The 5,959-nt window shown below is 35.6% G+C and carries 5 protein-coding genes and 1 pseudogene; 5 read left to right on the top strand and 1 reads right to left on the bottom strand.

Annotation, left to right across the window (positions count from 1 at the left end):
* Positions 1–376 (bottom strand): annotated as a pseudogene (locus WFK35_RS19710) (tRNA (5-methylaminomethyl-2-thiouridine)(34)-methyltransferase MnmD); the annotation flags it as partial.
* A gap of 84 nt (positions 377–460) precedes the next feature.
* Here WFK35_RS19710 and WFK35_RS19705 point away from each other — a divergent pair.
* The 5 genes from WFK35_RS19705 to WFK35_RS19685 form a co-directional block, all read left to right on the top strand.
* Entirely contained in the window at positions 461–1,531 is a 1,071-nt protein-coding gene (locus tag WFK35_RS19705) for a branched-chain amino acid aminotransferase (protein ID WP_185204387.1), read from the top strand.
* A gap of 1,418 nt (positions 1,532–2,949) precedes the next feature.
* Entirely contained in the window at positions 2,950–3,459 is a 510-nt protein-coding gene (locus WFK35_RS19700) for a hypothetical protein (RefSeq protein ID WP_076390417.1), read from the top strand.
* A gap of 81 nt (positions 3,460–3,540) precedes the next feature.
* Positions 3,541–4,578, top strand: a complete 1,038-nt coding sequence (locus tag WFK35_RS19695) for a peptidylprolyl isomerase (protein WP_228408246.1) — start codon at positions 3,541–3,543, stop codon at positions 4,576–4,578.
* Positions 4,579–4,728: 150 nt separating this feature from the next.
* Positions 4,729–5,304: a hypothetical protein gene (locus tag WFK35_RS19690; RefSeq protein ID WP_336734102.1), complete on the top strand. Its 576-nt coding sequence runs from the start codon at positions 4,729–4,731 to the stop codon at positions 5,302–5,304.
* Positions 5,305–5,441: 137 nt separating this feature from the next.
* A partial coding sequence (locus tag WFK35_RS19685; RefSeq protein WP_336734100.1) for a hypothetical protein occupies positions 5,442–5,959 on the top strand: 518 nt, incomplete at its 3' end.

Raw genomic sequence — 5,959 nt, 5'->3', positions numbered from 1 at the left:
CTTCTGACTTTTCCCATTCTGCCAGATGAATTTTTTGATAAATATTTTTGAATTCGGGGTTATCGAAAAGCTCAAAATAGGCTAAATCGTTAATTTCCGATTCATTTATGGGGTATTTCTCAAGGGTGAAATAGTTGATGATATGATTTTTGTCAGTTTTTAAATATTCATTAATTGTTACCAAAACATTCAAACCTGTTCCAAAACCGAGTTCTAAAATATTAATTTCGTAATCATTTATCAAATTTAATCCATTTTTGATAAACACGTGTTCGGCTTCCTGTAATGCACCATGGTGTGAATGATAGTTTTCATTTAAATCATTGATAAACAGTGTTTTGCTGCCGTCGTTTGTGGTCTTAATTTCTCTTTTCAAGCTATTTTTTTACAAATTTACTCTAAAATTTTTATATTTAGAAAATTATGTTAAATTTGTAGAACCTCATAAAAAATTTTAGAAATGATAATTCAAAAAACTGAAAACTCCCGAATTTCTACATTCGACCCAAACAATTTTTCATTCGGAAATACTTTTATCGATCATATGATCATCTGTGAGTACGAAAACGGAAAATGGGGTGATGTAAAATTGGTTCCTTATGGTCCTTTAGCGTTTACACCGGCTATGATGGGTGTAAATTACGGACAGGCTTGTTTTGAAGGTATGAAAGCCTACAAAGACAAAGACGGACAGGTTTTCCTTTTCAGGCCCGAAAAGAATTTTGAACGTATCAATAAGTCGGCAAAACGTCTTGCCATGCCGGAAATAACGGAAGAAATGTTTTTGGACGGACTTAAAGCATTGGTGGATATCGACAGAGAATGGATTCCTTCCGGAGAAGGTATGTCTTTGTACATTAGACCATTAATTTTCGCTACAGAAGAAGCATTGAAAGCGAGAGTTGCCAATAAATATATGTTCGCCATCGTTGCAACTCCTGCAAAGATGTATTATACAGAACCTGTTTCTGTAAAAATTTCAGACCATTATTCAAGAGCGGCAAGCGGTGGAGTAGGTTCTGCGAAAGCTGCCGGAAACTATGCAGCTTCTTTCTACCCGACTCAGTTGGCAATTGAAGAAGGGTATGAGCAGATTATCTGGACTGATGACGCTACTCACGAATATTTCGAAGAGAGTGGTACGATGAACGTTTTCGTAAGAATCAATGATACGATTTTTACGCCTCCGACTTCAGAAAAAATCCTTGACGGAGTTACAAGAGACAGCTTCATCCAATTGGCTAAAAAGAGAGGAATTGAAGTAAAAGTAGAACCTATTAAAGTGCTGGACGTTATAGAAGCTCAGAAAAACGGAACTTTGAAAGAAGTTTGGGGAGTAGGAACAGCAGTGGTTACTACCGTTTTCCAGGCTTTAGGCTATAAAGGAGAAAAGCTTGAATTGCCAAGATTATCAGACGAAGAAAGCTTCGCAGTTACTTTGAAAAACGATCTTGTTAATCTACAGACTAACCTTTCAGATGATCCTTTCGGATGGAGAGTTTTAGTGGATCACGTATTGGAAACAGTTTAATTTTTTTTAAACGTTAGATATTGAAAAGCCGGAAATTTTTTCCGGCTTTTTGTTTTAAATTTTTATCAGTTAAGTAGTTTGAAGTGAAGATGGTTGCTCCTTTAGGAGCAGAATCTATGTAGAAATAAGAATAAGTCTATCAATCCATAGGATTGATCTCTATAATTCTCAATAAATTTTCTAAAGATAGCGTTCCTACGGAACGCCGAACGTAAGTCTAAATATGATTTCTACACAGATAAAACTCCACAGAGTTTTTTATTCCGAATGTCTTATTTATCGCTGTTTTTTATACTTTGCTTAGATCCTTTTAGGATGACAAGCTGCATGATGATTATTATCTCTCACAGATTTTGCAAATTTCGCAGATGATTAAGTGTAAAAAATCCGCGTGATCTGCTAAATTATTTACAGTATGTTTGTCATGCTGAAAGCATCTAAGCAAAGTTTTCAATGTATCGTTGAAATCCTTTTCAGGATGACAAAAACGCTGTCAATGGATTGAGAAAGGATAAACAATTTTACATTGAAAAAATCTGCGTAATCTGCAAAATCTGCGGGAGATAATTCAAAAGATTCTTCATTCCATATTGCTTCGCAAAATTTCATTCAGAATGACATGGGATTGTTAAAGATTTTGGGAGATAAAAAGAATTGTTAACAATTATTCATTGTTTTGTCTTTCGTTTAGTATTCGCAGTGTCACTCTGAGCCTGTCGAAGAGCTCGTTTCTGAATGTTTTATTTATTGATCTTTCATTGCTTAGATCCTTTCAGGATGACAAGCTGCATGATTATTATCTCTCGCAGATTTTGCAAATTTAGCAGATGATAAATTAGAATAAATCCGCGTAATCTGTTAAATTATTTACAGTATCTTTGTCATGCTGAAAGCATCTAAAAAAAGTTTTCAATGTATCGTTGAAAGCCTTTCAGGATGACAAAAATGCAGTTAAAACATTTAAAAAAGGATAAACAATTTTACAGTGAAAAAAATCTGCGTAATCTGCAAAATCTGCTAGAGATAAAGCAAAAGATTCTTCCTTTCATATTGCTTCGCAAAATTTCATTCAGAATGACATAACTCGTTAAAGTTTTTAATAAAATAACAAGCTGTACTTGTTTAGGGTGTTGTAAGGAACGTCTGCAATCCTAGCCGGGATTGGAGCAATTGTCTGAGCTCATTTTTTTAGTTTACGGCGCGGCGAAGCCGCGCCGTAAACTAAAAAAATAGCGAGTGCGGAAAGCGCGATAAAGCTCCTGAAAAATAAAAATCCTTTCAAAAGCAGTGGAAATTTACATCCTAATCCTTCGACTGTTTCACACTCAGGAAGACAGAGAAATTGTCACAATTTTTAATTCAATAAGTTCCTGAAGTTTTGTAATTGATTCCCGAAATGTGTATTTTCGCAAAAGTTTATGAAAAAAATACTCTTCATATCGATATTGGGTTTACTGAGCTGCAGCAAAAATGCGCAGACTCATCCTCCCGTTGGCGGCGTTCTCAGCAAGAACGATCTGGATGTTTCCAAAAACAGGATGAAAAACCTGAATGCACAGGAAAGATACCATATTCAGGAATGGATTGGCAGTCAGCCGGTAAAGTTTTATCCTACGCAGCTTAATTACTGGACAAATACGGAAGGTTTTGACCAAAGGCAGAGAAGGCAGGACAATACGCTGATTTCCTATTCTTACGATCTGTACGACTTTGATCAGACGAAAATCTACGATCAGCCAATCGCAAGAAGAGATGCCAAATTCGGTCATTTTGATGAACTGAAGGCGGTAGAAGATGCTTTGCGTTTTATACACGACGGTGAGGAAGTTACGCTTCTGGTTCCGTCTGCACTGGCGTATGGAACGTACGGAGATGAGAAGAAAATAGATAATGACATCCCATTAATCATAAAATTAAAAGCATTATAATCCATGAAATTGTTTAACAAGAATATAATTCTGGCGGCGGCAAGTGTTTCGCTGATGAGTTGTACACCAATTTATAAAAAAATGAACGTAGACAAAGAAACTTACGAAGGTCTTAATGACGGACTTTATGCGAATCTTCAGACGACAAAAGGTAATTTGATCGTAAAATTCGAGGATAAAAAAGCACCGGTAACTGTGGCTAATTTTATTGGTCTTGCAGAAGGAAAAATCGATAACAAAGCGAAAGCGAAAGGGGTTCCTTATTATGACGGAACGATTTTCCACAGAGTGATTAAAGATTTCATGATTCAAGGGGGAGATCCTCAGGGAACAGGAATGGGAGATCCGGGATATAAATTCGAGGACGAAAGAAACGATCTTAAGCATACCGGAAAAGGAGTGCTTTCTATGGCGAATTCGGGACCGAATACCAATGGTTCCCAGTTCTTCATCACGGAAGTGGCTACACCTTGGTTAGACGGAAAACACACGATTTTCGGAAAAGTGGTAAAAGGAGAAGATGTAATCGATGCGATTGCGAATGTAGAAAAAGGAGCGCAGGATAAGCCTAAAACTGACATTGTTTTGGAAAAAGTTTCTGTTTTCAGCAAAGGAGACGAATACAAAAACTACGATGCAGCAAAAACGTTTACAGAAGGAAAAGCTAAAATTGCAGAAAACAACAAAGCATTTTTAGCAAAAGAAGAAGCTGAAAAAGCTAAAAAAGAAGCCGAATTCAAAGCCAATCAGGAGAAAATGGTTGAAGATCTGAAAGCAGGAATGCAGAAAACAGAATCCGGTCTTTACTATAAAATCACGAAAACAACAGAAGGAAAAGCTCCGAAAGCGGGTGATAACGTTTCTGTACATTATGCAGGAAAACTGGTAGACGGATCGGAATTCGATTCTTCTTTCAAAAGAAATGAGCCGATTGAAATTCCTATCGGGATGGGAAGAGTAATTAAAGGCTGGGACGAAGGAATCCTTTTGTTAAAAGAAGGTGAAACGGCTACTTTACTGATTCCGCCGGCAATGGGTTACGGAGAAAGAGGAGCAGGAGGAGTGATTCCGCCAAACGCGTGGCTGATCTTTGATGTTGAGCTTGTAAAAGTAAAATAATCTGAATCTTACAATATTCTGAAAGCCGTCCGAAAGGATGGCTTTTTTCATTGCTGTTTGTTTGTAACGATTCACCGGACTTCTGCGACAGATTTCAGGAAGAAGGAAAGAATCTTCTTTTAAAATCGTAACAACTGTCTATTTAAAATTATGAAAACCAAATCATTCCTGTTTCTGTTCATGTTCCTGTCGTTGATGTCTTTTGCTCAGACGAAGGCAAATCCGGAAGAAGCAGCCATTAAACAATCACTGTCGTATTTCGTGAATACCATTAAAACAAAGAAAATCGATCAGTCGGTGAACTGCATTTATCCGAAATTTTTCACGGTGATTCCGAAAGATCAGATGACGCAGATTCTGAACATTACCTACAACAATCCTTTTATGAAGATTGAAATTCAGGATTTTAAGTTTGGGAATATTGCAAAGCCGGAACAGATTGATAAAGAATATTTCTCCATCGTCAATTATTTTCTGAAGCTGAAATGCAATGTCGGTTCCCTGAATGAAGACATGAAGAAGAAAATCCAAGCGATGCTGATTCAGAAATACGGCAAAAACAATGTACAGTATGCTGCGAAGGAAAATTCTTACGTCATCAATGCTAATATGAAAGCCTGTGCGGTTTCCAAAGACAAAAAATACTGGAAGTTTGTGATCCTCGAAAATGAATACAAATCTCAATTGGTAAAAGTACTGCCGAAGAAGATTTTGGATAAAATTTAAACTTTTTGATTTTATTTATTGAAAACCATCCGAAAGGGTGGTTTTTTTTGTTGAAAATTCAGGGAAAGTACGGTTTTCCGTAAGGTTTCGGAATATTATATTTATATTTTTAAATTAATAAAAATGTAAATATCATTATGAATGAAAAAGAATTAACTGAAAATATAGTGCTACATGAGAATGCTTATTTTTTTATAAAGGAAAAAGAAGGATATTTATCAAAAAGACTAATTAAGTCTTCTTTTAAAGAAGCGTCTAAAGAAAAAGATGGACATTCCCTTTTAGAAACCATTAAAGTAAAAGAAGAATTTGATGCAAATACTATTGCAGAATATTCAATTATTGTATTTAAATATACAAAGAAGCCTTCGTTTCTTGATATTTATGTAAATAAATGGGAAGAAACTAAATTGGGATATTTATGTATTATAGATTTTAAGAGTCACACTGCAATAGCAAAAAGAAATATTTCAGGAATTAAAGAGTTAATGGAAGAGCTTGAGCCTATGGATTACAATTTAATGACTTCACTATATATTGAAAACAATACTTCTTTTGAGAAAATTAGCATGGGTAATATGAGTATTGCAAATAATGCAATTCGCCAAAAAAGTATTGAGTCATTGGATTTGAAAGAAAATCTCCCCGCTCTTGG

It is taken from the genome of Chryseobacterium sp. VD8, assembly GCF_037149975.1.
Taxonomy (GTDB): domain Bacteria; phylum Bacteroidota; class Bacteroidia; order Flavobacteriales; family Weeksellaceae; genus Chryseobacterium; species Chryseobacterium indicum.
This window is presented reverse-complemented; position numbering and strand designations above follow the sequence as displayed.

Bases quoted from the DNA above. Each gene is read 5' to 3' on its own strand.
- WFK35_RS19700 (WP_076390417.1), top strand. From the start codon at position 2,950: ATGAAAAAAATACTCTTCATATCGATATTGGGTTTACTGAGCTGCAGC.
- WFK35_RS19690 (WP_336734102.1), top strand. From the start codon at position 4,729: ATGAAAACCAAATCATTCCTGTTTCTGTTCATGTTCCTGTCGTTGATG.
- WFK35_RS19705 (WP_185204387.1), top strand. From the start codon at position 461: ATGATAATTCAAAAAACTGAAAACTCCCGAATTTCTACATTCGACCCA.
- WFK35_RS19695 (WP_228408246.1), top strand. From the start codon at position 3,541: ATGAACGTAGACAAAGAAACTTACGAAGGTCTTAATGACGGACTTTAT.